The sequence below is a fragment of the Pseudomonas sp. FFPRI_1 genome, assembly GCF_055384485.1.
Genome location: NZ_AP029168.1, coordinates 5,630,082 through 5,653,446, shown reverse-complemented (window position 1 = coordinate 5,653,446; position 23,365 = coordinate 5,630,082). Strand labels below are relative to the sequence as shown.

Genomic DNA, 23,365 nt, shown 5'->3' with positions numbered 1-23,365 from the left:
TTGGCGATCAGTTGGCTGATTGGCGGTTGATTTCGTAACTCGCCCCGATGCCGATCGATTTAGTGAACGGAATCAACTGGTTGAGGTACACGTCCACCCATTCAATGCCGTTGCCGACGCTGGATTTGGGCACGAACACCACATCGCCGCGTTGCAACAGCACTGGAGCGGCCCCGGCATTGCCGGCGATCATGAATTTCCGATAGTCGAAGAAGTAGGTCTTGTAGCGCCCATCCTCGCCTTCGCGCAGCAGGGCGATGTTGCGGCTGTCGCCTACTGACAGCAGCCCTCCGGCGCCGACTATGGCCTGCTCCAGGGTGGTGGTCACGGTCACCGGGAGCGAGGCCGGATTGCGCACCGAGCCGCCGACGAACACGGTGTTGCCGGGAGCCTGGTTGATGTTCACGGTGAGCGCTGAATCCTGGTAGATGTTCTTCAGCTTGCTTTCCAGGACCTGGGTCAGTTGCTCGGGGGTCAAGCCTGCCGCCTTGATCTGTCCGGCGTAGGGATAGGCGAAGGTGCCATCGTTGAGCACGGTGAACAGCGTCAGCTCATAGATCGAGTTGGCGGTGAAGGCCGAGATCGACGGGGCTTCGCCGGTGTTGCGCACGATGCGCAGGGTGTCGCCAGGGCGGATCCGCTGGGGCGGCAAGGGCTTGCCGGCCAGGGCATCGCCAGCCTGGTGCCCAGCCTTCAGATCCTGGCCGGGGGGCAACTCCACCTTCGCCGGTATGGAACAGGCACAGAGCATGAAAATACTGGAGATCAGCAGGAGTTTTTTCATCGAACGGTCTTCCTGGCGTGCATAGTTACAACTCCCTGTAGGGCCAGATTGAGGCATGAGGCGTTGTTTCAGGGTTTGCTGGGCTCGGCAGGAACCCGTCCATAAATGTCGTTGAAGCGCACGATGTCGTCTTCGCCGAGGTACTCCCCGCTCTGCACTTCGATCATCACCAGGTCAATCACCCCTGGATTGACCAGCCGATGAGTGCGGCCGGGTTTGATGAAGGTCGATTCGTTGGTGTTGAGCAGGAACTCGTCCTCGCCATTGGTGACCAGGGCCATGCCGCTGACGACGATCCAGTGCTCGCTGCGGTGGTGGTGCATCTGCAGCGACAGCGAAGCGGCGGGCTTGACCATGATGCGTTTGATCTTGAAGCGCGGCCCCTCCTCGAGCACCGTGTAGGTGCCCCAGGGGCGGGTCACGGTGCGGTGCAGCTTGTAGGCGTCGTGGCCGATGCGCTTGAGTTCCTGGGCGATCAGCTTGACGTCCTGGCTGCGTGTGCCGTCAGCCACCAGCAGGGCGTCCGGAGTGTCGATGATGATCAGGTTGTCCAGGCCGACCGCCCCCACCAGGCGCTTGCGCGAATCGATGTAGCAGTTGGTGACGTCGCGCAGCACGGTTTCACCGTTGCACTGGTTGCCGTTCTCGTCGGCGGGAGTCAGTTCGCGCACGGCCTGCCATGAGCCGATATCGCTCCAGCCCAGCTTGCAGGGCACCACGGCGACCTTGTTCGAGCGCTCCATCACCGCGTAGTCGATGGAGATGTCCTGGGCCTGGGCGAAGCTGCCGCCGTCCAGTTCCACCTGCAATTCATGCTTGCCTTCCTTGCGGTGACTCAGTTGCAGGCACTGTTGGACGGCGGTCACCACATCGGGTACCAGTTCGCGCATTTCCTGGAGGATGGCATCGGCGCGCATGCAGAACATGCCGCCATTCCACAGGTGCTGGCCGCCATCGACATAGGCCTTGGCGGTGGCGGCGTCGGGTTTTTCGACGAAGCGGCTGACCTGGAAACTCTCGGTGTTCAGGGCCTGGCCTTTCTCGATGTAGCCAAAGCCGGTCTCGGCATGGGTCGGCACGATGCCGAAGGTCACCAGCCAGCCTTGTTCGGCCAGTTGCCGGGCGCTGTCCACGGCGGCGGCAAAGGCCTGCACATCCTTGATCAGGTGGTCGGCGGGCAGCACCAGCAGTTGTGCATCCTCGCCATACAAGTGGCTGATGTGCAGGGCTGCGGCGGCGATGGCCGGCGCGGTGTTGCGCCCAAAAGGCTCGAGGATGAAATCCAGTTCGATGCGTGCCTTGTTCAACTGGCGGTAGTCGTCCAGGGTGCGGAAGAACACCTCGCGATTGGTCACCGTCAGCAGGCGCCCAACGTCTTTCAGGGCGGTGGCGCGGACAAAGGTCTTCTGCAGCAGGCTCTCGCCGTCCGGCAGGCGCATGAAGGGTTTGGGCATCGCTTCGCGGGATACCGGCCACAGACGGGTGCCGGCGCCGCCAGCAATGATGCAGGGAATGAGTGTGCTCATTCAGAAGGCCTCGCGGGTCATGATGACGGATGGAACCGTGCGGAACAGGATGTAGAGGTCAAACCAGACCGACCAGTTTTCGATGTATTCCAGATCGAATTCGACGCGTTTCTCGATTTTTTCCAGGGTGTCGGTTTCCCCCCGGTAGCCGTTGATCTGCGCCAGGCCCGTGATGCCCGGCTTGACCCGATGGCGCGAGGTGTATTCCTTGACCGCCTCTTCGAAGAGGATGCCGGCGGCCTTGGTTGCCGTGGCATGGGGGCGCGGGCCGACCATGGACATGCTGCCGCCCAGGACGTTGAACAATTGGGGCAGTTCGTCGAGGCTGGTCTTGCGGATGAAGCGTCCGACCCGGGTGATGCGCGGGTCGCCGCGGGTGGTCTGTTTCTCGGCGTTGGCGTCGCTCAGGTGCTGGTGCATCGAGCGGAACTTGTAGACCTCGATCAGCCGGTTGTTGTAGCCGTAGCGCTTCTGCTTGAACAGCACCGGGCCGGAAGAGTCGAGCTTGATCGCCAGGGCCACCGCCAGCATCACCGGCGACAGCAGGATCAGGGCGACGCTGGACAGCACCATGTCTTCCAGTCGCTTGAAAAATGGCGACCAGCCTCGAAGAGGCACTTCGGAGGCGTTGAACATCGGCAGGTTGGCGACTTCGGTGATGCGGTTGTGGGCGTGCCTGAATGCCACCATGTCAGGTACCAGCAGCACGTTCACCGGCAGCCGGCGCAGCTCGCGAATCACGTAGGCCATGCGGTTTTCCGCGGACCAGGGCAGCGCCACCAGGACTTGGGTGACCTTTTCCCCGCGAATCAACTGCTCCAGGTCATTGGAGTTGCCCAGCAGCGGCAGATTGCACAGGGTCTTGGGCAAGCGGCCGATGCGGTCATCGATGAAGCCGATGACCCCGGAACGAATGTCCTGGTGCTGCGCCAGGTACTCGGCCAGGCGCTGGCCGTTTTCCGTGGCGCCGAGGATCACGGCGTTCTGCAGAAACACCCCGCGTTGCATCAGTTGCTGGAACAGGGTCAGGAGAATCAGGCGCTCGATGCCGAACAGCAGGAAACTGCCGATGAACCAGGCCAGCAGCTCGGGATTGCTGATATCGCTGAATATCTGCATCGAGTGATGCATGAACAGCAATACGCAGAAGGACGATGCCCAGGCAAACAGGGTCAGCTGGAAGCGCAGCTTGTTGCTGAATATCGACTCGGCATAGACCCCCAGGGCCTGGAAGATCAGGACGCTGATGACACCGAAGAACAACAGGGTAGGCAGGTCGCTTTTCAACTGCCCCAGGTGGTTGTTCGACAGCAGGACCAGCAGCAATCCGGGAAGGATCGCGGTCATTCCATGGACCAGGCGGATGCCAAGGAGGAAGTACTCGACCATGCTGGGTCGGGTCAGTAACAGGCTGTCTACAGGTTGCAACCGCATAAGATCAAAATCCCTCGATCCAAGGCACACCGGTTGACTGGAAAGACCGCGAGGAAGTTCGTAACCATTCCTTCACTTTGTCCGTTCCCGACACCGAATAAAACCACGTCGACTCCTTCCCTGGCGTGGCTGGCATTCACTGGGAAAGCAGGGACTTGTGCCTACTCAAGAGGCTCCCCTGCGTCGGCCAGCGCGCTGGCCTGCACTTCCTCATCCAAACGACTTGGCTGAGTAAAGCTCATGAAACAGCGGCTGGCTAATCGAACGCTGGCCAACCGACAGAAGAAAATTTTCAGTGCCCCGCAGCCCCCTGCAATTGCTCGGGAGGGTGGGCCAGACCGGCTTCGGAAAAAAATAAAGCGTGACCACAGACTTTTTCCCTACCCTGCAAGGTCAACATCCTTGATGCAGTCACACAGGGGAGTCATGGCTGATGAGTAAGCGCAAGGCGCTATTGATACTGCACGGTAAACAGGCCCTCAACGAGGAGGTGCGCGCCGCGGTCGAGGCCAAGCGTGCGGCCGGCTGGGAGTTGGCGGTACGCCTGACCTGGGAGGCAGGGGACGCCCAGCGCCTGGTGGCTGAAGCCCTGGCTGCCGGCCATACCCAGCTGATTGCCGGAGGGGGCGACGGTACATTGCGTGACATTGCCGAGGCCCTGGCCAATGCTGCGGCCCCGGCCAGCCTGGTGCTGCTGCCGCTGGGCACTGCCAATGACTTTGCCCGGGCCGCCGGCGTGCCCCTGGAGCCCGCTGCAGCCCTTGACCTGCTGGATGTACCGGCGCGGGCAATCGACCTTGGAGAGGTCGACGGGCAGATGTTTCTCAACATGGCCACCGGCGGTTTTGGCAGCCAGGTCACAGCCAATACCTCGGAGGACCTGAAGAAAGTCCTGGGGGGCGCGGCCTATCTGTTCACCGGGCTGTCGCGTTTCGCGGAACTGAGTGCCGCCTACGGTGAGTTGCAGGGGCCGGACTTCCACTGGCGAGGCGAACTGCTGGCCTTGGGCATCGGCAACGGTCGACAAGCCGGGGGAGGGCATGAGTTGTGCCCGGGGGCCCTGGCCGATGATGGCTTGCTCGATATCAGCATCCTGCCGGCGCCCCAGGAACTGGTGGGCACCCTGAAAAACCTGCTGGCGGGGGGGCTGGGGATCGACAATCTGTTTGTCCGGGCGCGTTTGCCCTGGGTCGAGATCAAGGCATCGCGAGGGCTGGATATCAACCTCGATGGCGAGCCGCTGCAGGGCGACAGGCTGCGCTTCAGTGCGCGCCCGGCGGCCTTGCAGGTGCATCTGCCGGCGGATTCGCCCTTGCTCGGCGGGGGGCGCTGAGTCAGTCGTCGAGGCTGATGATGCGCTCGCGCACGGCGAACAGCACCAGCCCGGCCACATCGAATATCTGCAGGCGCTTCATGATCTGTGAGCGGTGGGTTTCCACGGTCTTGATGCTCAGGCCCAGTCCCAGGGCGATCTCCCGGGTGGATTTGCCGCGGACGATCAGGCGCAGGATTTCCAGCTGGCGGCCGGTCAGGTTGTGGTTCTCCACGGGCTGCGGCTGGCTTTTCTGGGCCCGGGTCAGGGCCTGGTTGATCACCGTGTGAGCGATGGCCGGGCTCAGGTAGCGCTCGTTGTTGCGCAGCGCTTCAAGTGCGTGTTCGAGTTCGGTGGCAGTGGTGTCCTTGAGCAGGTAGCCGTGGGCGCCAGACTCCAGGGCCTGCATGATCAGGTTCGGGTCGGTGTGCATGGAGAGAATCAGCACCTTGCTCTGCGGGTGCAGCGCCTTGAGCTGACGCAGGGCATCGAGGCCGCCGGTGCGCTTCATCGACAGGTCCAGGAGGATGATGTCCGGCTGCAGCTCCTCGACCATGTCCAGTAGGTGAGCACCGTCATCGGCCTCACCGATCACCGCGTATCCGGGAATGTCCATGACCAGGGCGCGCACGCCAGCCCGGATGAGCGAGTGGTCATCCACCAAGAGTAAATTACAGGTCAATGTAAAACCTTATTCGTACTGGCCCGCTCCAGGGTGCGAGGGGCCCAGGGAAAGAGTGCTTCGATCTGGGTGCCGTGGTCGGCCTCGCTGGTGACCGTGAGGGTGCCCCCCAGCTGGCTGATACGTTCCTGCATGCCGGCCATGCCGCGCTGACCCTGGGCGCCAGGGTTGCTGGCCGGGGCAAATCCCAGGCCGTCATCGCTGATGAACAGGGAAAGCCCTTCCGGCAGGCGTTGTACGCGTACCAGCAGGTTCTTTGCCTGGGCGTGGCGCAGCATGTTGGTCACCGCTTCCTGGGTGATGCGAAATGCGGCGACGGCCATTTCCTCCGGGATTCCCGCCAGGCGCTGGCGGCATTCCAGGCTCCAGTGCACCGAGGTGTTCTCCAGAGTCTTGAGCAGATGGGCGCGCAGGCTGGCTTCCAGTCCGAGACTGGCCAGTTGCCGGGGATGAAGAATGGCGGAGACGTCACGCACCTTGGCCAGGGTTTCTTCCAGGGTGGTGCCGAGCACCGTGCAGTGTTCCTGCAGGTCATCCGGCAGGCGCCGCTTGAGCCAGTCGGTCTGCAGCTTGGCTGCGGTCAGCAACTGGCCGATGTCATCGTGAAGTTCGCGACTGAGGCGGTGGCGTTCATTTTCTTTGACTTCCAGCAGACGCTCGGCGAGCTCCTGGGGCAGAAACCGGATGGACTTGCGCGAAGAGCCGTATTGCATCCAGATGCAGGCCAGGGCCGCTACATTGAGGGCCAGCAGTGCCAGGGGCAGGGGGTGGCCCTGGCAATAGACCCACACCGTGGCCAATGCCGAGCAGGAGCACAGCAAGAGGCTGAGCCAGCGAAGATGATCACGGGAGGGAGGCCAAGTGAAGAATGACTTGAGGCTGGCGTACATAGCGGATGGAGCCAATGAATGTTCGCTGCGAAGAGCCCGGTCCAACGTGGATGACGGGGCTTGTTTGAGTAACGCTGTATTTTGAATGCCCGGTTTCAATCAATACTCTCGGCCTATCTTGTAGTGGCGGGTAGTGATTGCCGACATTGAAATCAATGTGCCATTAAGTGTGTCCGTTTATGCGCGGCATAATACCACCGAAGATACCGTTGGTCGCGTTTATACGCACAGGTATATATGTCTTTAGAGTCAGGAATATGGGCCCGCGACACATGAGTCCTGTGCGCTCTATCCAGCCCTGGATGGCCGTGGAAAGCGCTATTAATCCGGGCTTCACGGGGCTGCATGTTTTGTAACTGCATGTCCCGGGCAGGGTCGAAGTTAGGGGGGCTTTGCTCGGTGATGTCGCTCTTGGGTATGAAATATTCAATAACGACCGAAGGCTTGCCCGCCGGCCCAGTTGCTTATTGATTTTTCACTGATTGACCGGAGTTGTTATCTGTCACCTGGCAGGGGGAGTTACAACTTCTAATGATTGCAGGAGGGGTATGCGCAGGTGCAGTTCTGTGCCACCTGGCCTGCCAGCTCTTCGATCAGCATGACCTGCTCGGTGTCATCCAGATTGAGCTGTCCGTTTTGCGGGTCGATCAGTTCCAGTTGCCAGGCCATCAGTGTCAGGCAGCTTTTCAGTGCATCGAGGAGGGTGTCGTTGAGGTCCAGCGGGTGCTCAGGGCGTTTGAGCAGGACATGGATGCGCAGGGAGAACTCGGACACCGGCTGGATAGCGCTGTGGGCTGCGGCCTGAGCCAGGCGTAGCAGGGTGTTGAGCAGGCAGTTGATGGCTTCCTCGTCATTCCTGATCAGATGCAGATGATTCAGGCAGTCCTCTGATTTGGCGAGCAGCGTCTGGGCTTCAAGCAAGAACTCGGGCAGGGGGGTAACGCACTTGTGGCCGTCCTCTAGCATGCTTATCTCCATGACGTCGTGTCCGATGGGGGGATAGGGCGTTGGCTGAACGGGTTTAAGGTAAAGCGCGATTTTTGCAATTGGATATAGGATAAATCTGTTTTCTTTGCAGCGGCCGCAGGCTGTCGCGAAAGCTGATTTGGATTGTTTTCGAACGCTGCCCACGTGTCGGCTGCAGCACGGCGAAGCGCATGTGCCGGGGCTTGAGGGGCGTGGGGGTTTAGGCTTGAAAGGGTGCTGGGCCACCTTTCTGCGATCAAAAACAAAAGCCTGACTCCATTCATGCAATGAGAATGGCGTCACATTAATGGCTATTGGATATTGCGAATATCAGGCTGGTCCTGATTGTTGATAGGGGAATCCCCTAGGCGCAGGAACTTAGCGCCGAGATAGAGGTCTCGCCGTCGCAGGGTAGTGCTGCTGAATTGACCGCGTCAGTAAACCATGATGTTAATGTGACATCAATGGCATCGTGTGGCAATTTGCATGCGGGTCAAGATACGGCGCATCCGGCCGATATCAGTCTTTAGTGAATTCATCAGAACAAGCCCAGGAGTCATTAATGGCCGGCATTCTCGACACGGTAGATCAACGCACCCAGCTGGTGGGTGAGAATCGCCTGGAAATCCTCATGTTCCGCCTGGCCGGTCGACAGTTGTTCGCGATCAACGTGTTCAAGGTCCAGGAAGTCCTGCAACTGCCGAAACTGACCCTGATGCCCCAGCGCCACCCGTTCGTCTGTGGCGTGGTCAACCTGCGTGGCCAGACCCTGCCGGTCATCGACCTGTCCCAGGCCATCGGCATGCGCCCGCTGATTCCGGGGCCCAACAGCACCATCATCGTCACCGAGTACAACCGCTCGGTGCAGGCGTTCCTGGTCGGCGGCGTGGACCGCATCGTCAACATGAACTGGGAAGCCATCATGCCGCCGCCCACCAGCGCCGGGCGCCAGCATTACTTGACGGCGATCAGCAAGGTCGATGACCAGTTGGTGGAAATCATCGACGTGGAGAAGGTGCTGGCGGAAATCGTTCCCTACAACGCCAAGGTCTCCCGGGAAAAACTCGAGGACCCGGTCCTGGAGCGTGCCCGCGGCCGTGAGGTGCTGCTGGTGGACGACTCCAACGTGGCGCTCTCGCAATTGCGCGACACCCTGGGCCAGTTGGGGGTGAAGATGCACATCGCCAGCGATGGCCTCAAGGCCCTGAACATGCTCAAGGCCTGGGCCGATACCGGGGTCGAGATGACCGACAAGCTGCTGATGGTGTTCACCGACGCGGAAATGCCGGAAATGGACGGCTACCGCCTGACCACCGAGATCCGCAACGACCCACGCCTGCGCGGGCTCTATGTGGTCCTGCACACGTCGCTGTCCGGCAGCTTCAACGAATCCATGGTGAAGAAAGTCGGTTGCGACAACTTCCTCTCCAAATTCCAGCCGGACAAACTGGTGGACGTGGTCCGCCAGCGCCTGATGCTCGATGAAGTCGGTGCCTGAGTGCTGCGCATGCCCGACGCCGATCGTGCTCCTTTGTTTCATCGGAGCCCTGGTATAGGGTGAGCGCTTTGCCCACACAGGGAGCTGGACATGCGTCTTAGCGCGCTTTATCGATACCCGTTGAAATCCGCCCGGGGCGAAACCCTGCAACAGATCAGCCTGGACAAGCTCGGGCTGGAAGGGGATCGCCGCTGGATGCTGGTGGATGAGGCCAGCGGGCGCTTTCTGACCCAGCGCGCCGTGGCGCGAATGAGCCAGTTATCAGCCCTGTGGAATGACCAGGGTGGCCTGACTCTTGAGGCTTCCGGCTTCAATGCCCTTGATGTGCCGCTACCGGCTAGCGATGCCCCTTTGCGTGGCGTGACCATCTGGCAAGACACCCTGCGGGTGCCTGATGCCGGCGATGAGGCAGGAGAATGGGTGAGCCGCTTCATCGGCAAGCCGACCCGCCTGGTGCATGTGCCCCTGGAGCGGGCCCGGACCACCGCCGCTGGCTACGGCAAGGACGATGACCAGGTGGCGTTCGCTGATGGTTTTCCGTTGCTGCTGATTGGCCAGGCCTCCCTTGAAGACCTGTCGAGTCGGGTCGGACGGCCCCTGGAAATGCTGCGCTTTCGGCCCAACCTGGTGATCGAGGGCAGCGGGGCCTTTGCCGAGGACGGCTGGAAGCGGATCCGCATCGGCGAGGTCGAGTTTCGCCTGGTCAAGTCATGCTCGCGCTGTATCCTCACCACCATCGACCCGCAGACCGGCGAGCGCAGTGCCGATCGCGAGCCCCTGGCGACCCTGCAGAAATACCGGGGCCGGGAGGACGGTGCGATGTTCGGCCAGAACCTGGTCAACGATACGGCGGGCCGCTTGCAGGTGGGGATGGCGGTGACGGTCCTTGAATGACCCTGATGCCACCATGAAAAATGCCCGTCTCCTTGGAGGCGGGCATTTTTTTTGATGCTCAGGCAGCGGCTCGATCAGCCGCGGTACTCGCACAGGTAGGCGGTGTCCACGGCGACCTTGAGCTGGAACTTGCTGTTGGCTGGCACATTGAACTGGCTGCCGGCAGGAAAGGTTTCCCAGTCGGCGCTGTCGGGCAGCTTGACGGTCAGCGCGCCGGAGACCACGTGCATGATTTCCCGCTGCGCCGTACCGAATTCGTATTCGCCCGGGGCCATGACGCCAATGGTGGCCGGGCCTTCGGCCGTGCCGAAGGCAATCGACTTGACGGTGCCGTCGAAGTACTCGTTGACTTTAAACATGGGCGATTCCTCAAGAAAGGGTCAAAAAGGTCGGCCAGTATGCACAAGGCCCAAATGGCCGTCACCTGCTACTGGCGTAGATCAACCGGGAAGAATCAACGGTAATAAGCGCGCCGTATTGCGCGCATCCTCCAGGGCCCGATGCTGTTGCCCATTGAACTGCATGCCGGCCAGTTGCAGCGCGGCGTTCAGGCCCAGGGGCCGCTCCAGGCGCCGGGCCTTGGCGAAGCGCTGCTTGAGGTTCATGTGCGGGACATCGTTGAGCAGGCTGTGCAACTGCTGGTTGTGCCATTCCAGTTGCAGTTGCCGGCGGTCGTAGTCACCCCAGCTGGCCCAGCCTTCCAGGCGTGGCTGATGCTGGCCCAGCCAGCGTTCGAACAGCGCCCAGACCTCGCTCAGGGGAGCCGCGCTGTCGATGTTGGCCTGAGTGATGTGGGTCAGTTCGCGGCAGAACGGTGTCAGCATGGGGCGGCGCAAGGGTCGGACGAAACGCTGGAAGTGGTCTTGTTCTCGGCCCTGGCGGTTGACCAGGGTGGCGCCGATTTCAATGATTTCCATCTCGCTCAACGGCCAGCCCCCTTCATCCGTCGTGGCTTCCAGATCTATTACCAGCCAGTGGGGCATCACAAATTCCAGCCTTCGACATCCTGATGAGGCTTGAGCGTAGCCAAAGCCGAGGCATCCGCCTAGGGGCTGTCGAGGTTTGTTGGCTGGCCTGCTTCGGCGCCGGTCGCGGAAAAATGCCGGGTCCCGGTCAGCGAGGTTGGCCAGGGGAGCGCAAGGCTGAGGCCACCGAGCTGGCGTCACGCCAGGCATGGAATGGCGCGGACGGCTCAGGCAGGGTCATGGGAGGCGCTTTCCAGCTCATTGAGCAGGGTGTCGGCCAACTCGATGTCGGGGCTGCCAGCTTGCCGGCCGGGCACATGAATGCCTTTTTCCGCCAGGCGCTGCAACTGCTCGCCCAGGCGTGTGGTGAAGTCCTGCGCCAGCAACTGCGGCTGCAGGGCGATGATCAACAACCCGGCGCCGGGGCTCTGGCTGCCATCGGTGAAGGAGGGGGCGTCCAGCGACCAGTGGGCACCGGTCAATCCGGCAGCCAGCACTTCGACCATCAGCGCGATATTTGCCCCGCGCGCGCCGCCGAAGGCCAGCAGCAGGCCATTGATCGCTTCACGGGCATCGGTGGTCGGGCGGCCGTGGCGGTCCAGCGCCCAGTCGGGAGGAATCGGCGTGCCATCCTCGGCGGCCTGGCGCAGGTTGACGAAAGCCGTGGCGCTGGAGGCCTGGTCGATCACCAGCGCAGAGTCGCCGCTGACCGGAGCGGCAAAGGACAGCGGGTTGGTGCAGTACACCGCCTCCCGGCAATGGCCGGTGCCCATCAGGGCCGGACCGTTGGTGGCGGCAAAACACACCAGCCCGGCATTGGCCAGGCGTCGGGTGTAGTAGCCGAGCTCGCCTGCGGTATAGCTGTTGTGCTGGGCCAGCAGGCTGATGCCGTAGTGGTTGGCGCGATGGCACAGTTCATCGAAGGCCCGGTCGAACCCCAGTTGGGCGATACCGCCGAGGGCGTCCAGGCGAATCAGGGCCGGCGCCGGGAACTCCAGGCGCGGCTCGACCGTGGCGGCGATTCGTCCACAGCGCAAGGCCCCGAGGTAGTCCAGCAGATGACAGAAGCCCAGCGCCGGCCGCCCCGCGAGCTCGGCGGCTACCGTGGCGGCGGCCAATGAGTCGGCCACTGCAAGGCTGGCTCCGGCCCGCACGGCCAGGCGCTGTGCCAACCGATGGGCCTGTTCCGGGCTGTAGCGCATCTTCATACTCCTGCTGCCAGGCGCCGGCCGGAACGGTCGGCTCACCGCACTTCTATATAGCTGCTCCTTCGGGGAACCGCTCGTTCGATCGGGCCCTGGCGCCGGGTTATTCCACTTCCACGAGTATCTGTCGGTTCTTCACCTGGTCGCCCAGGTTGACCTGGACCCGGGTGATCACCCCATCGATCCCGGCCTTGAGCGGGTGTTCCATCTTCATCGCTTCCAGCACCAGCAACAGCTGGCCCTTGCTGACGCGCATGCCCTCGCTCACCAGCACGTCGACAATCGCCCCGTCCATGGGCGCCTTGAGGGTGCCGCTGTGAACTCCCTGCTGCCCCAGTACCGGGGCATGGGTGCGGTCCTCTAGGTGCAGGCTGCCGTTGGCGCTGTTCAGCCACAACTCTCTGGCCTTCAGTTGATAGGCGTAGTGCCGGCGAAGCCCATTGATCTCCAGCGTGGCCCGGCGACCGTCGGCCCCCAGTACCTTGAGATCGAAGCCTTGTTCGGCCTGCTGCACCCGCAACCGGCCCGATGCCTGAGTGCTCAGTTGCAGTGACCACAGCTGCTCATTCAGGCCGAGGCGGTAATCCAGCGGCACGCTGGCCGGGTTGCGCCAGCCGCGTAGGGTCGAGCCGTGAGCGCTGGCGCTATGGTGATAGAAGAGCGCAGCGGCGATGGCCAGCTCCTCGGCACTGGGGACCCGGGGGTGCAGGCTCGGATCATCGGCGAAATGTTCGGCGATGAAGGCGGTGCTGAATTGGCCGCTGGCGAACAGCGGATGCCTGAGCAGGTTGGCCAGGAGCCGGCGGTTGCTCTCAAGGCCCAGCAGCACACAGTCCTCGACCCCGCGCAGCAGCTTGCGTCGTGCCTCTTCGCGGGTGGCACCGTGGGCGATCAGCTTGCCCAGCATCGGGTCGTAGAACGGGCTGATCCACTGGCCCTCCTGCAGGCCGTGGTCGGTACGCACGCCGGGCGCGGGCTCCCAGCGCAGCACCTGGCCGGTCTGTGGCAGGAAGTTCTGCGCCGGGTCCTCGGCATACAGGCGCACCTCGATGGCGTGGCCTCTGAGCACGACCTGCTCCTGGGACAGCGGCAAGGGTTCGCCGGCCGCCACCTGCAGTTGCAGGGCCACCAGGTCCAGGCCCGTGATCAATTCGGTGACCGGGTGTTCCACCTGCAGGCGAGTGTTCATCTCCAGGAAATAGAATTGCCCACGGGCGTCCAGCAGGAACTCCACGGTGCCGGCGCCGACATAATCCACCGCGCGTCCGGCCTTGAGGGCGGACTCGCCCATGGCCTGGCGCAGTGCCTCGGTCATCACCGGGCAGGGCGCCTCTTCGATGACCTTCTGGTGTCGGCGCTGGATCGAGCAGTCCCGTTCACCCAGGTAGATCAGTTGCCCATGCTGGTCGCCGAACACTTGCATTTCCACATGCCGCGGCTCGATCAGCGCCTGTTCCAGGATCAGCTCATCACTGCCGAAGGCATGCAGGGCTTCGGAGCGTGCCGTGCGGATGTGCTCCAGCAGTTGCTCCGGTTGATGCACCAGGCGCATACCGCGTCCACCGCCCCCGGCGCTGGCCTTGATCATCAACGGGTAGCCGATGCGCTGTGCCTCGCGCTGCAGGGTGAGATCATCCTGCGCTTCGCCCTGGTAGCCCTGGATGCAGGGCACGCCGGCTTCGAGCATGGCGAGCTTGGAGCGACGCTTGCTGCCCATCAATTCGATGGCCGCGGCGCTGGGGCCGATGAACACCAGGCCGGCGCTGTCACAGGCCGCGGCGAACTCGGCGTTTTCCGAAAGAAAGCCGTACCCCGGGTGAATCGCATCGGCGCCGCTGCGCCGGGCTGCGTCGAGGAGCGCCGCGCTGTTGAGGTAGGACTGTTGCACTGCCGAGGGGCCGATGTGCACGGCTTCGTCGGCCATCTGCACATGCGGGGCATCGGCGTCGGCGTCGCTGAACACCGCCACGGTGCGATAGCCCAGGGCCTGGGCGGTACGCTGGATGCGGCAGGCGATTTCGCCACGGTTGGCAATCAGGATCTTGGTGAAGGCGGGCATCGATGGCTCCCTGAAATCGGTGTGATGGCGACGCGGGCATGGGCCGCTGGCAGGCGTCAACCGGCCCAGGCCGGCTTGCGTTTTTGCACGAACGCCAGGGTGCCCTCGATGCCTTCCTCTGCGGTGACCGCATTGGCGAAGTCTTCGGCGGCCTGGTCGAGCAAGGGCCCCAGGGGCTGTTCGACGCTGGCCAGGAGCAGGGCCTTGGTGGCAGCGTTGGCTCCGGGTGCGCAGCGCAGCACTTGGGCCAGTTGCTGCTGCAGGCGTTCCTCCAGGGCTGGCGCGCCGTGTTCGACGAAGTGCACCAGTCCCAGGCGCTCGGCTTCGTGGCCATCGAAACGCACGGAGGTCAGGGCCAGGCGCCGGGCCTGGGTCAGGCCGATGCGCTGGACCACGAACGGGGCGATCTGCGCGGGCAGCAGGCCAAGGCTGGTTTCCGGCAGGCCGAATTGGGCCTGGGCGTCACTGATGGCGATATCGCTGACGCAGGCCAGGCCGAAACCGCCACCCAGGACCGCGCCCTGAAGCACGCAGATCAGCACCTGGGGCAAGCGTTGCGCCTCTTCCAGCAAGGTACCGAAAGCCCGGTTCAGCGTGCGATGGGCACTGCTGCCATGGGCCCGGGCGGCGGCCATGTCCTTGATATCGCCACCGGCGCAGAAGTGCCCGCCGCTGCCGCTGATCAGCACCGCCCGCAGGCGGCGCTGATCGCGTACGGCAGCGAATACTGCCCGCAGCTCGCCGACCATCTGCAGGCTCATGGCGTTGCGGCTGTCGGGCCGGTTCAGGGTAATGCGCAGGACGCCATCGGCGGCTTCCAGCAGCAGGGTTTCGCAGGAGGGCAGGCTGATCATTTTTTCTTCCCCGGCAGAATGCCCATGAGCTTGCAGATGATCCCCAGCATGATCTCGTCGGCGCCGCCGCCGATGGACACCAGGCGCACGTCGCGGTAGGCCCGGGCCACCGGGTTGTCCCACATGAAGCCCATGCCGCCCCAGTACTGCAGGCAGCTGTCGCTGACCTCGCGGCCCAGGCGCCCGGCCTTGAGCTTGGCCATCGAGGCCAGGCGGGTCACATCCTGGCCCCGCACATACTGTTCGGTGGCCTGGTACACCAGGGCCCGCAGGCACTCGATTTCGGTGGACAGTTCAGCCAGGCGGAAGTGGATCACCTGGTTGTCGATCAGCGGGTTGCCGAAGGTCCGGCGCTCCTTGCAGTACTCGATGGTGCTGTCGACGCAGTACTCCAGGCCCTTGATCATGTTGGCCGCGCCGAACAGCCGCTCCTCCTGGAACTGCAGCATCTGCATCATGAAGCCGGCGCCTTCGTGGCCGATGCGGTTGCGCTGGGGCACCCGCACGTTGTCGAAAAACACCTGGGCAGTTTCCGAGCTGCGCATGCCGAGCTTGTCCAGGTGCGAGCTGAGGCTGATGCCGGGGGTGTTCATCGGCACCATGATCAGCGACTTGTTGACGTGGGGCTTGTCGTCCGAGGTGTTGGCCAGGAGGCAGATGAAGTCGGCGCTGGGGGAGTTGGTGATCCACATCTTGCTGCCGTTGATCACGTAGTCGTCGCCGTCCTTGCGGGCGTGGGTCTTGAGCCCGGCGACGTCGGAGCCGGCACCGACTTCGGAGACGCCGATGCAGCCGACCTGCTCGCCGCTGATGGCCGGGCGCAGGAACTCGTCGCGCAGCTCATCGGAGCCGAAGCGCGCCAGGGCCGGGGTGCACATGTCGGTCTGCACGCCGATGGACATCGGAATGCCACCGCAATGGATGGTGCCGAATTCCTCGGCGGCGACGATGGAATAGCTGTAGTCCAGGCCCATGCCGCCGAATTTTTCCGGCTTGGAGATGCCCAGCAGCCCGAGGTCGCCGGCCTTGCGGAAAATCTCGTGAATCGGGAAGCGCCCGGCTTTCTCCCATTCTTCGACGTGGGGGTTGATTTCGCGGTCGACAAAATTGCGCACCGTGCGCCGCAGTTCTTCGTGTTCCTGGGTGAAGATCATTATTGTTCTCCTGAAGTTGGGTCAGACCGCGTAAATCCCTGTCAAAAACGCGCCACGCCGAAACTGTTGGGCTGCAAGGTGCGCTGCTCGGCCTCGTGGCAGATGTCCAGCAGGTAACCGAGCAGGGTGCGGGTGTCCCGCGGATCGATCAGCCCGTCGTCCCACAGGTTGGCACTGCCGTACAGGGCGGTGGACTGGCTGTCGAGCTTCTGCGCGGTGACTTGCTCCAGCATGTCGAGCATCTTCGGATCGGCCTCCTGGCCGTTCTTCGCATGCTTGGCTTCGGTGACGATGCGCAGCACCTTGCCAGCCTGGGCGCCGCCCATCACTGCGGTGCGGCTGTTGGGCCAGGCGAAGATGAAGCGCGGGTCCAGGCCTCGGCCGCACATTGCGTAGTTGCCGGCCCCGTAGGAGCCGCCGACGACGATGGTCAGCTTCGGCACCCGGGCATTGGCCACCGCCTGGATCAGCTTCGCCCCGTGCTTGATCACCCCTTGCTGCTCCGATTCGGTGCCCACCATGAACCCGGTGGTGTTGTGGAAGAACAGCAGCGGGGTGCGGCTCTGATCGCACAGCTGGATGAACTGCGCGGCCTTGCTTGCGCCCTGGGGAGTGATCGGGCCGTTGTTGCCGATAAAGCCACAGGCTCGGCCCTGGATCTGCAAGTGACCGCAGAGGGTTTGCGCGTCGAACTCGCCCTTGAACTCCAGGAACTGCGAGCCGTCCGCCAGGCGGGCGACGATTTCCCGAGCGTCGTAGGGTTTTTTCGGGTCGTCGGGAATCAGTCCCAGCAACTCGTCGATGGGGTACAGCGGTTCGTTCCAGGACCGCGGCGGTTGCACCGGCAGCTGCGCGTTCCATGGCAACAGGCTGACGATCTCGCGGACGATGCGGATGCCGTCGGCGTCGTTCTCTGCCAGGTACTCGGCGGTGCCGGCCACCTGGGCGTGCATTTCGGCGCCCCCCAGTTCTTCATCGGTGGCCACCTCACCGGTGGCGGCCTTGAGCAGCGGCGGCCCGGCAAGGAACAGCTTGGCCTTGCCACGCACCACCACCACGTAGTCCGAGAGCCCGGGCTGATAGGCGCCGCCGGCGGTGGCCGAACCGTGGACCACCGTGATCTGTGGCAGGCCCATGGCCGACATCCGCGCCTGGTTGGCGAAACTGCGTGCCCCCTCGACGAAAATTTCCGCGGCGTAGTTGAGGTTGGCCCCGCCGCTTTCCGCCAGGGTCACCGCTGGCAGCTTGTTCTCCATGGCGATCTGCTGCAGGCGCAGGGATTTTTTCAGGCCGCTGGGGGAGATGGTCCCGCCCTTGATCGCGCTGTTGTTGGCCACCACCAGCATGCGCACCCCGCACACGTAACCGATGCCGGCGATCAGGCCGCCGCCGGCCTGGCTGCCGTCCTTGTCGTCGTGCAGTTTGTAGCCGGCCAGGCCCGCCAGTTCGAGAAAGGGCGCGCCCGGATCGAGCAGCAGGTTGAGGCGTTCCCGGGGCAGCAACTGCCCGCGCTGGTCGAACTTGGCCTTGGCCTCGGCAGCCTTGTCCAGGAGGTTCTGCTGCAGGTGCTGCAACTGTTGCAGGCCCGCCAGCATGGCCTGGCGATTCTGGGCGAACTGTGGGCTGTGGGGGTCGAGTTGGGACTGGATCACCGGCATGGGTTATTCCTCGCCCTTGAGTACGTCGGGCAGGTAGGCGCGGTGAAAGCCGTTGTACGACTCGCTGTGGCGCGCCTTGCCCAGGGGCCAGGCGCGGCTGCCCAGGCTGGCGGCGCCGTCGATGCGCAGGGTGCTGCCGCTGATAAAGGCTGCGCCGGGGCTGAGCAGGAAGACGATGGCCGCGCTGACCTCCGACTCGGTGCCGATGCGCTTGAGCGGCACATGCTCGCGCAGGGTGGGGATCACCGCCTTGAACGCGCCTTCATAGGTGTCCATGCCGCTGGAAGCGATCCAGCCCGGCGCCACGGCATTGACCCGCACCCCGGCATGGCCCCATTCGTAGGCGGCGGTCTTGGTGAAGTTGTCCATCCCCGAGCGCGCGGCGCCGGAGTGGCCCATGCCGGGCATGCCGCCCCACATGTCGGCGAGCATGTTGACGATGCTGCCGCCGTGCCGGCTCATGGATTGGTTGAACACTTCCCGGGCCATCAGGAAGCCGCCCACCAGGTTGGTGCGCAGCACGGTCTCGAAACCCTTCTGGTTGATCGAGGCCAGGGGCGCGGGGTATTGGCCGCCGGCGTTGTTCACCAGGCCATGAATCGGACCAAAGCGCTCGATCAACTGGCCGACCAGGGCCTTGACCGCTTCCTCGTCGCGAATGTCGCAGGCTTGCCAGTCGGCCTTGCCGCCGTCCTCGGCAATCTCGCCGGCGACCTTTTGCAGTTTTTCCGCCTTGCGTCCCACCAGCAGCACCTGGGCACCCAGGGCGGCGAGCTCATGGGCGGTGCAGCGGCCGATGCCACTGCCGCCGCCGGTGACAAGGATGGTCTGGCCGGCGAACAGTTGCGCTTTGAAGATCGAGTCGTACACCACGGCAGCTCCTTTAGTTGACCGCGTCGGCGATGCGCTGGGGCACCGGGATCTGGATTTCCAGCAACTGCTGGGCGAAGGCCTTGCCCTGCGGGTCGATGCGCAGGCTGGCGACCCCCCCACCGCCGAGGGCGTTTTCCAGCAGGAAGTTGAGGCTGTGGGTGCCCGGCAGGTACCAGCGCTGCACCCGGCCGTGGATGGGGTCGAGCACATGCCCCATCCAGTCCACCAGCACTTCGGGGGTCAGCGCCTCGGCGATCCAGGGCAGGTAGTCGGGGTGGCGCGCCAGCACGCCGATGTTGCTGTGGTTGCCCTTGTCGCCGGAGCGCGCCACCGCCAGTTTCACCAGGGGCACGCTAGCATCCGGGCGGCCCTGGGGCGTGGGCAGCGGGTGCGCAGCGGGCAGGGCGCAGGCCTGCGCCTCGTGCTCCGCGGGCAACGGGCAGGGATGGCGCTGGCCGGCGAAATCGATCTCCAATCGGCAGGCGTCCTTGGCCAGCAGGAAGGAGAACAGGCGAATCACCGGGTACACCGTCGGCCGTCCGCCGACGATCCCGGTCAGCCCCGGGGCCATGCCAGTGGCGGCCTGGGCGATCTCCCTGGAAAACAGCACCAGGGCGGCCTTGTTCGGGTGGCGCACGGCGAGCTTGATCACTACTTCGCGGCTGTCCTGGCGCCGGCCATGGGGGCCATAGGTGGCCTCGCTGCCCAGCAACTCGATGTTCACTTCGCTGTAGGGACCCCAACCGCGCTGGGTGAACATTTCGCCGGTCTTGTCGATGATCGCCTGGCTGACCCGGCGCGCCTTGGCCACCGCGTCGATGCCGGCCATCAGGCAACTGGCAGTGCAGCGGAAACCGTCCGGGTAGGTGGCGCTGACCTTGTACTGGTGGCTGGGGGGCAGGCCCCGGGCGCCCTGGACGCCCACGGCATTCGGGCCTTGTTGATGCAGTTCAACCTGGGAAAAGTCGCACACCACATCAGGAAGCAGATAAGCCTGTGGGTTGCCGATTTCGTACAGCAGTTGTTCACCCACCGTCAGTGGGCTGATCAGCCCGCCGGTTCCCGCGACCTTGCTGACGACGAAGTGGCCGTCGGCGCCGACTTCCACAATGGGAAAACCTATGTGCTCGTAGTCCGGCACCTCGCGCCAGTCGGTGAAGTTGCCACCGCTGCACTGGGCACCGCATTCGATGATGTGCCCGGCGAGGGCGGCCTGGGCCAGGCGGTCGTAATCCTGCCAGGACCAGGCGAACTCATGCACCAGGGCGGCGCTGACCACGGCGCTGTCGACGCCGCGCCCGGTGATCACGATATCCGCGCCCAGGCGCAGGGCCTCGACGATGCCGGGGGCACCGAGGTAGGCGTTGATCGAGACGCACATCGGCGGCAGCGGTGCGCCGCTGAACATCTCCTCGATTGCGCCGTCGCTCAGTTGCTTGAACTGCGGTTGCAGATCGTCCCCCAGCAGCACGGCGATCTTCAGTGGCACCCCGGCCTGCTCGCAGGCGGCCTGTAGCGCGCGGGCACAGGCCTGTGGGTTGACCCCGCCGGCGTTGCTGATGACCCGCACTCCCTGCTGATGGATCGACGCCAGCAGGGGCCTGAGCACCTCGACGAAGTCCGTGGCATATCCCTGAGCCGGGTCCTTCATGCGGGCCCCGGCCATGATCGACAAGGTGATCTCGGCCAGGTAGTCGAACACCAGGTAATCCAGGTGGCCGCCTTCTACCAATTGCCCGGCGGCGCTGCTGGTGTCGCCCCAGAAGGCGCTGGCGCAGCCGATTCTTACGGTCTTGGTCATGACAGGGCTCTCGAGGAAAGAACTGCGAGGAGGCTACCAAGCAAGCGCTTGGTTTGTAAATGGGCCAATGGATTCTTCTGCCCAAGCGCTTGCTTGGTGGCGGTGAGGGGCTTAAATTGCGCGCGCCATAGCCGGTATTGCGGGTTAGGCTCAGCTATTGATCGATGTGACTGTAGGAGAACACCGGTGGACGAGCAAAAAGCCTTGCAGGTCGTGCGCGAGCTGATCGCCAGCGGGCAAGTGACCGACCCCGAGAGTGCCCGGGGCAAGCTGTTGCAGACCGCCGCGCACCTGTTTCGTAACAAGGGTTACGAGCGCACCACGGTGCGTGACCTGGCCGGCGCGGTAGGCATTCAATCCGGCAGCATCTTTCATCACTTCAAGAGCAAGGACGACATCCTGCGGGCCGTGATGCAGGAGACCATCCATTACAACACCGCGCTGATGCGTGCCGAACTGGCCGAGGCCGGCAGCGTGCGCGAGCGGGTGCTGGCACTGATTCGCTGCGAATTGCAGTCGATCATGGGCGGCAGTGGCGAAGCCATGGCGGTGCTGGTCTACGAGTGGCGCTCGCTTTCGCCAGAGGGCCAGGCGGCGGTTCTGGCGCTGCGGGACATCTACGAGCAGATCTGGCTGCAGGTGCTGGGAGAGGCCAAGGATGCCGGGTTCATCAAGGGCGATGTGTTCATCACCCGGCGCTTCCTGACCGGCGCCCTGTCCTGGACCACCACCTGGTTTCGCGCCCAGGGCAGCCTGACACTGGAGCAGTTGGCACAAGAGGCCTTGCTGCTGGTGCTCAAGGAGCATTGACCGGCTGTGTAAATATGACCCGCTGCATTGTCGAAGCGCCTGAAAGCGCCTAGCTTTACGGCATTCCTTTTCATTTGTCCGAGGTGTGTTGCCTTGATGTTCCTGCCGCTGCGGTCAGCCTTGCGAATGCTCTTGCTGGCGCTGGCAACACTTTGGCTCTGTCCGGCCTCTTCGGCGCAACTGGTGCGGGTCGCCGCGGCGCATTTTCCGCCTTATACCGTGCGTCCTGAAACCGGTGCCGATACCGGTTTGCTGCCGCAACTGGTGGAAGCCCTGAACCAGTCCCAGGACGACTACCAGTTCGTCCTGGTACCGACCTCGATCCCCCGGCGTTTTCGCGATTTCGAACAAGGTCGGGTAGACCTGGCGATCTTTGAAAATCCGGCCTGGGGCTGGCAGAACATCGAGCACACCAGTGTCGACATGGGCCTGGAGGATGCAGAGATTTTCGTTGCCCAGCGCCAGCCGAGCCGCCAGCAGGACTACTTCAGCGACCTTTCCGGCAAGCGCCTGGCACTGTTCAGCGGCTATCACTATGCCTTCGCCCAGTTCAATGCCGACCCCAAGTACCTGGCCGACACCTACAACGCCACGCTGACCTATTCCCACGACAGCAACCTGCTGATGGTGCTGCGGGGCAGGGCGGACATCGCCCTGGTGACCCGTTCCTACCTCAGCGACTTTCTGGCGCGCAATGCCGAGAGCGCCGACCGGTTGCTGATCTCCGAGCGGATCGATCAGGTCTACCACCACTTCACCCTGATCCGCCCCAAGTCGCCCATCAGTGCCAGGGACTTCGCCGGGCTCCTGCAAAAGCTGCGGGACAACGGTCAATTGCTGAAGATCTTCGACCCCTACCGCATCGTGGTCATGGCCGTGCCTCGCGCCTGAGGCCGGTTTCAACTTGCCCGCACGGCAGCGGGCTAAATTTCCCGTCCCGGCCCACGTCACTTGGTTGAATGCCTAGCCGACGGTGAGCCTTGCCATGTCCCTTGTGAATCCGCTGAGTGTCGAGGCCTTGTCGGCCGGCCTGGCCGCCAGTGCCGATGGGCGCGCGGCGCGCCAGGTGCTGTTCGAACTGTTGGGCGTCAGGGGGCAAGCGGCGCCCATGGACCCCCAGGCCGTCGCAGCCGCGCACCAGGACCGGATGGCCTTCTGGCTCTCGGCGCAAGTGCACGCCCTGTATCTGGACCCGCCGGGTACCGAGTGGCCAAAAGCACTTACCCACACGCCGGCCTGTGCTGCTCATGACCGTTGTCGGTACTGCCAGCAGGAATTCGATCTGTCGCACAAACGCGCAGCGTTGCGGGTACTTGGCCAGAGTGGCCTGCTTGAGCTGTGAACAGCGTTCAAGCCGGTTGTTGCAGGGTGTCGCTGATCAGCGGCGGGCGAAGGTGTCGGGACGGTTGCCCGAAACTTTGCGGCAATGCACCAGGGCATCGCGGATCATGAAGTTCACCAGGGTCGGCGAGACCCCGAGTTCCTTGGCGATGTCCTTTTGCGGCACGCCGTGCAGGCGGTACATCTCGAAGGCATAACGCGTGCGGCTGGGCAGCTCGGTCAGCGCATCGGCGATGTTTTCCAGGGTCGAGAAATTCATGTGGGAGGTTTCAGGTGAGGCGCCGTGAATGACCACATTCAAGCCTTCCTCTTCAGTGCCTGAATACTTCTGTTCCAGTGCCTGCTTGCGGTAGTGGTCGATGGCCAGGTTGCGCACGATCTGGAACAGGTAGCTGAGCTGAGCCTTGAACGAGGAGGTGATCTGCGGCGCTGACTGCAGACGGAAAAAGGCATCCTGAACCACATCTTCAGCCCGGGATCGGCAGCCGGTAATTCGGGCCGCGATCTTGACCAGGATCAGGCGGTTGTCGACAAAGGCCTGGAGTAACGGTGAATCGCACCTGCTTGTGGATACTTGTTCCGTCATGGAAATCACCTTGTTGCAAAGAGGTAAGTGGGACGACAGAAAATTCAGATCCGTCCTACACATCGAGCGACAA

At 63.4% G+C, this 23,365-nt stretch carries 22 protein-coding genes; 6 read left to right on the top strand and 16 right to left on the bottom strand.

What is annotated here, in order from left to right:
* Positions 1 to 7: 7 nt before the first annotated feature.
* The 3 genes from ACZ5BO_RS25000 to ACZ5BO_RS24990 form a co-directional block, all read right to left on the bottom strand.
* Positions 8 to 784, bottom strand: coding sequence for a polysaccharide biosynthesis/export family protein (locus ACZ5BO_RS25000; RefSeq protein ID WP_025127238.1), 777 nt, complete (start codon positions 782 to 784; stop codon positions 8 to 10).
* Positions 785 to 852: 68 nt separating this feature from the next.
* Positions 853 to 2,310, bottom strand: coding sequence for a mannose-1-phosphate guanylyltransferase/mannose-6-phosphate isomerase (locus ACZ5BO_RS24995; RefSeq protein ID WP_025127239.1), 1,458 nt, complete (start codon positions 2,308 to 2,310; stop codon positions 853 to 855).
* A complete protein-coding gene (locus tag ACZ5BO_RS24990) occupies positions 2,311 to 3,744 on the bottom strand; it encodes an undecaprenyl-phosphate glucose phosphotransferase (RefSeq protein ID WP_025127240.1) in 1,434 nt (477 codons plus the stop codon).
* A gap of 433 nt (positions 3,745 to 4,177) precedes the next feature.
* Here ACZ5BO_RS24990 and yegS point away from each other — a divergent pair, with 433 nt between their 5' ends.
* Positions 4,178 to 5,077 (top strand): lipid kinase YegS, encoded by a 900-nt coding sequence (gene yegS / locus ACZ5BO_RS24985; RefSeq protein WP_025127241.1) that lies wholly within the window; start codon positions 4,178 to 4,180, stop codon positions 5,075 to 5,077.
* A gap of 1 nt (position 5,078) precedes the next feature.
* Here yegS and ACZ5BO_RS24980 read toward each other — a convergent pair whose 3' ends face one another.
* The 3 genes from ACZ5BO_RS24980 to ACZ5BO_RS24970 all read right to left on the bottom strand — a co-directional run bounded on the left by ACZ5BO_RS24980 (position 5,079) and on the right by ACZ5BO_RS24970 (position 7,594).
* Positions 5,079 to 5,738, bottom strand: a complete 660-nt coding sequence (locus ACZ5BO_RS24980; RefSeq protein ID WP_025127242.1) for a response regulator transcription factor — start codon at positions 5,736 to 5,738, stop codon at positions 5,079 to 5,081.
* Complete coding sequence (locus ACZ5BO_RS24975) at positions 5,735 to 6,628, bottom strand: sensor histidine kinase (protein WP_464701368.1); 894 nt, start codon at positions 6,626 to 6,628, stop codon at positions 5,735 to 5,737. Before ACZ5BO_RS24975 ends, ACZ5BO_RS24980 begins: the two co-directional genes overlap by 4 nt.
* Positions 6,629 to 7,156: 528 nt before the next feature.
* Entirely contained in the window at positions 7,157 to 7,594 is a 438-nt protein-coding gene (locus tag ACZ5BO_RS24970; protein ID WP_025127244.1) for a hypothetical protein, read from the bottom strand.
* Between the two features lie 562 nt (positions 7,595 to 8,156).
* On the opposite strand from ACZ5BO_RS24970, the gene ACZ5BO_RS24965 reads away from it, so the two are divergent.
* Together ACZ5BO_RS24965 and ACZ5BO_RS24960 are read left to right on the top strand one after the other, a co-directional pair.
* A complete protein-coding gene (locus tag ACZ5BO_RS24965) occupies positions 8,157 to 9,092 on the top strand; it encodes a chemotaxis protein CheV (protein ID WP_025127245.1) in 936 nt (311 codons plus the stop codon).
* Positions 9,093 to 9,182: 90 nt separating this feature from the next.
* Positions 9,183 to 9,986 carry an MOSC domain-containing protein gene (locus tag ACZ5BO_RS24960; protein ID WP_464696845.1) on the top strand — a complete coding sequence of 268 codons (804 nt, stop codon included), beginning with the start codon at positions 9,183 to 9,185 and terminating at the stop codon, positions 9,984 to 9,986.
* A 74-nt stretch (positions 9,987 to 10,060) separates the two neighbouring features.
* On the opposite strand, the gene ppnP is transcribed toward ACZ5BO_RS24960, so the two are convergent.
* From ppnP to ACZ5BO_RS24915, 9 genes are all read right to left on the bottom strand, one after another.
* Entirely contained in the window at positions 10,061 to 10,345 is a 285-nt protein-coding gene (gene ppnP / locus ACZ5BO_RS24955) for a pyrimidine/purine nucleoside phosphorylase (RefSeq protein ID WP_025127247.1), read from the bottom strand.
* Positions 10,346 to 10,426: 81 nt separating this feature from the next.
* Positions 10,427 to 10,969 carry a 3'-5' exonuclease gene (locus ACZ5BO_RS24950; RefSeq protein ID WP_025127248.1) on the bottom strand — a complete coding sequence of 181 codons (543 nt, stop codon included), beginning with the start codon at positions 10,967 to 10,969 and terminating at the stop codon, positions 10,427 to 10,429.
* A 209-nt stretch (positions 10,970 to 11,178) separates the two neighbouring features.
* Entirely contained in the window at positions 11,179 to 12,153 is a 975-nt protein-coding gene (locus ACZ5BO_RS24945) for an Ldh family oxidoreductase (protein ID WP_025127249.1), read from the bottom strand.
* Between the two features lie 106 nt (positions 12,154 to 12,259).
* Entirely contained in the window at positions 12,260 to 14,215 is a 1,956-nt protein-coding gene (locus ACZ5BO_RS24940; RefSeq protein ID WP_464696844.1) for an acetyl/propionyl/methylcrotonyl-CoA carboxylase subunit alpha, read from the bottom strand.
* Positions 14,216 to 14,271: 56 nt separating this feature from the next.
* Positions 14,272 to 15,066: an enoyl-CoA hydratase/isomerase family protein gene (locus tag ACZ5BO_RS24935; RefSeq protein ID WP_464701366.1), complete on the bottom strand. Its 795-nt coding sequence runs from the start codon at positions 15,064 to 15,066 to the stop codon at positions 14,272 to 14,274.
* A complete protein-coding gene (gene atuD, locus ACZ5BO_RS24930) occupies positions 15,066 to 16,223 on the bottom strand; it encodes a citronellyl-CoA dehydrogenase (RefSeq protein ID WP_464696842.1) in 1,158 nt (385 codons plus the stop codon). Before atuD ends, ACZ5BO_RS24935 begins: the two co-directional genes overlap by 1 nt.
* A 41-nt stretch (positions 16,224 to 16,264) precedes the next feature.
* Positions 16,265 to 17,881, bottom strand: coding sequence for a geranyl-CoA carboxylase subunit beta (atuC, locus tag ACZ5BO_RS24925; RefSeq protein ID WP_464696841.1), 1,617 nt, complete (start codon positions 17,879 to 17,881; stop codon positions 16,265 to 16,267).
* Positions 17,882 to 17,884: 3 nt separating this feature from the next.
* Positions 17,885 to 18,754 (bottom strand): SDR family oxidoreductase, encoded by an 870-nt coding sequence (locus ACZ5BO_RS24920; protein ID WP_025127254.1) that lies wholly within the window; start codon positions 18,752 to 18,754, stop codon positions 17,885 to 17,887.
* A gap of 10 nt (positions 18,755 to 18,764) precedes the next feature.
* Positions 18,765 to 20,555, bottom strand: a complete 1,791-nt coding sequence (locus tag ACZ5BO_RS24915; protein WP_464696840.1) for an acyclic terpene utilization AtuA family protein — start codon at positions 20,553 to 20,555, stop codon at positions 18,765 to 18,767.
* Between the two features lie 186 nt (positions 20,556 to 20,741).
* On the opposite strand from ACZ5BO_RS24915, the gene ACZ5BO_RS24910 reads away from it, so the two are divergent.
* The 3 genes from ACZ5BO_RS24910 (at position 20,742) to ACZ5BO_RS24900 (ending at position 22,707) form a co-directional block, all read left to right on the top strand.
* The gene (locus ACZ5BO_RS24910; RefSeq protein ID WP_025127256.1) at positions 20,742 to 21,365 is read left to right on the top strand and encodes a TetR/AcrR family transcriptional regulator; all 624 of its coding nucleotides are present in this window, start codon (positions 20,742 to 20,744) and stop codon (positions 21,363 to 21,365) included.
* 96 nt (positions 21,366 to 21,461) lie between these two features.
* Positions 21,462 to 22,256, top strand: coding sequence for a substrate-binding periplasmic protein (locus ACZ5BO_RS24905; RefSeq protein WP_025127257.1), 795 nt, complete (start codon positions 21,462 to 21,464; stop codon positions 22,254 to 22,256).
* 94 nt (positions 22,257 to 22,350) lie between these two features.
* A complete protein-coding gene (locus tag ACZ5BO_RS24900; RefSeq protein ID WP_025127258.1) occupies positions 22,351 to 22,707 on the top strand; it encodes a hypothetical protein in 357 nt (118 codons plus the stop codon).
* 36 nt (positions 22,708 to 22,743) lie between these two features.
* Here the strand turns inward: ACZ5BO_RS24900 and ACZ5BO_RS24895 are convergent, their stop codons facing one another.
* A complete protein-coding gene (locus ACZ5BO_RS24895; protein ID WP_025127259.1) occupies positions 22,744 to 23,292 on the bottom strand; it encodes an RNA polymerase factor sigma-70 in 549 nt (182 codons plus the stop codon).
* Positions 23,293 to 23,365: the final 73 nt, after the last annotated feature.

Coding starts and splice junctions, on each gene's coding strand:
- ACZ5BO_RS24975 (WP_464701368.1), bottom strand. CDS start 6,628: ATGTACGCCAGCCTCAAGTCATTCTTCACTTGGCCTCCCTCCCGTGAT.
- ACZ5BO_RS24970 (WP_025127244.1), bottom strand. CDS start 7,594: ATGCTAGAGGACGGCCACAAGTGCGTTACCCCCCTGCCCGAGTTCTTG.
- atuD (WP_464696842.1), bottom strand. CDS start 16,223: ATGATCTTCACCCAGGAACACGAAGAACTGCGGCGCACGGTGCGCAAT.
- atuC (WP_464696841.1), bottom strand. CDS start 17,881: ATGCCGGTGATCCAGTCCCAACTCGACCCCCACAGCCCACAGTTCGCC.
- yegS (WP_025127241.1), top strand. CDS start 4,178: ATGAGTAAGCGCAAGGCGCTATTGATACTGCACGGTAAACAGGCCCTC.
- ACZ5BO_RS24990 (WP_025127240.1), bottom strand. CDS start 3,744: ATGCGGTTGCAACCTGTAGACAGCCTGTTACTGACCCGACCCAGCATG.
- ACZ5BO_RS24900 (WP_025127258.1), top strand. CDS start 22,351: ATGTCCCTTGTGAATCCGCTGAGTGTCGAGGCCTTGTCGGCCGGCCTG.
- ACZ5BO_RS24940 (WP_464696844.1), bottom strand. CDS start 14,215: ATGCCCGCCTTCACCAAGATCCTGATTGCCAACCGTGGCGAAATCGCC.
- ACZ5BO_RS24965 (WP_025127245.1), top strand. CDS start 8,157: ATGGCCGGCATTCTCGACACGGTAGATCAACGCACCCAGCTGGTGGGT.
- ACZ5BO_RS25000 (WP_025127238.1), bottom strand. CDS start 784: ATGAAAAAACTCCTGCTGATCTCCAGTATTTTCATGCTCTGTGCCTGT.
- ACZ5BO_RS24995 (WP_025127239.1), bottom strand. CDS start 2,310: ATGAGCACACTCATTCCCTGCATCATTGCTGGCGGCGCCGGCACCCGT.
- ACZ5BO_RS24895 (WP_025127259.1), bottom strand. CDS start 23,292: ATGACGGAACAAGTATCCACAAGCAGGTGCGATTCACCGTTACTCCAG.
- ACZ5BO_RS24905 (WP_025127257.1), top strand. CDS start 21,462: ATGTTCCTGCCGCTGCGGTCAGCCTTGCGAATGCTCTTGCTGGCGCTG.
- ppnP (WP_025127247.1), bottom strand. CDS start 10,345: ATGTTTAAAGTCAACGAGTACTTCGACGGCACCGTCAAGTCGATTGCC.
- ACZ5BO_RS24950 (WP_025127248.1), bottom strand. CDS start 10,969: ATGCCCCACTGGCTGGTAATAGATCTGGAAGCCACGACGGATGAAGGG.
- ACZ5BO_RS24960 (WP_464696845.1), top strand. CDS start 9,183: ATGCGTCTTAGCGCGCTTTATCGATACCCGTTGAAATCCGCCCGGGGC.
- ACZ5BO_RS24945 (WP_025127249.1), bottom strand. CDS start 12,153: ATGCGCTACAGCCCGGAACAGGCCCATCGGTTGGCACAGCGCCTGGCC.
- ACZ5BO_RS24915 (WP_464696840.1), bottom strand. CDS start 20,555: ATGACCAAGACCGTAAGAATCGGCTGCGCCAGCGCCTTCTGGGGCGAC.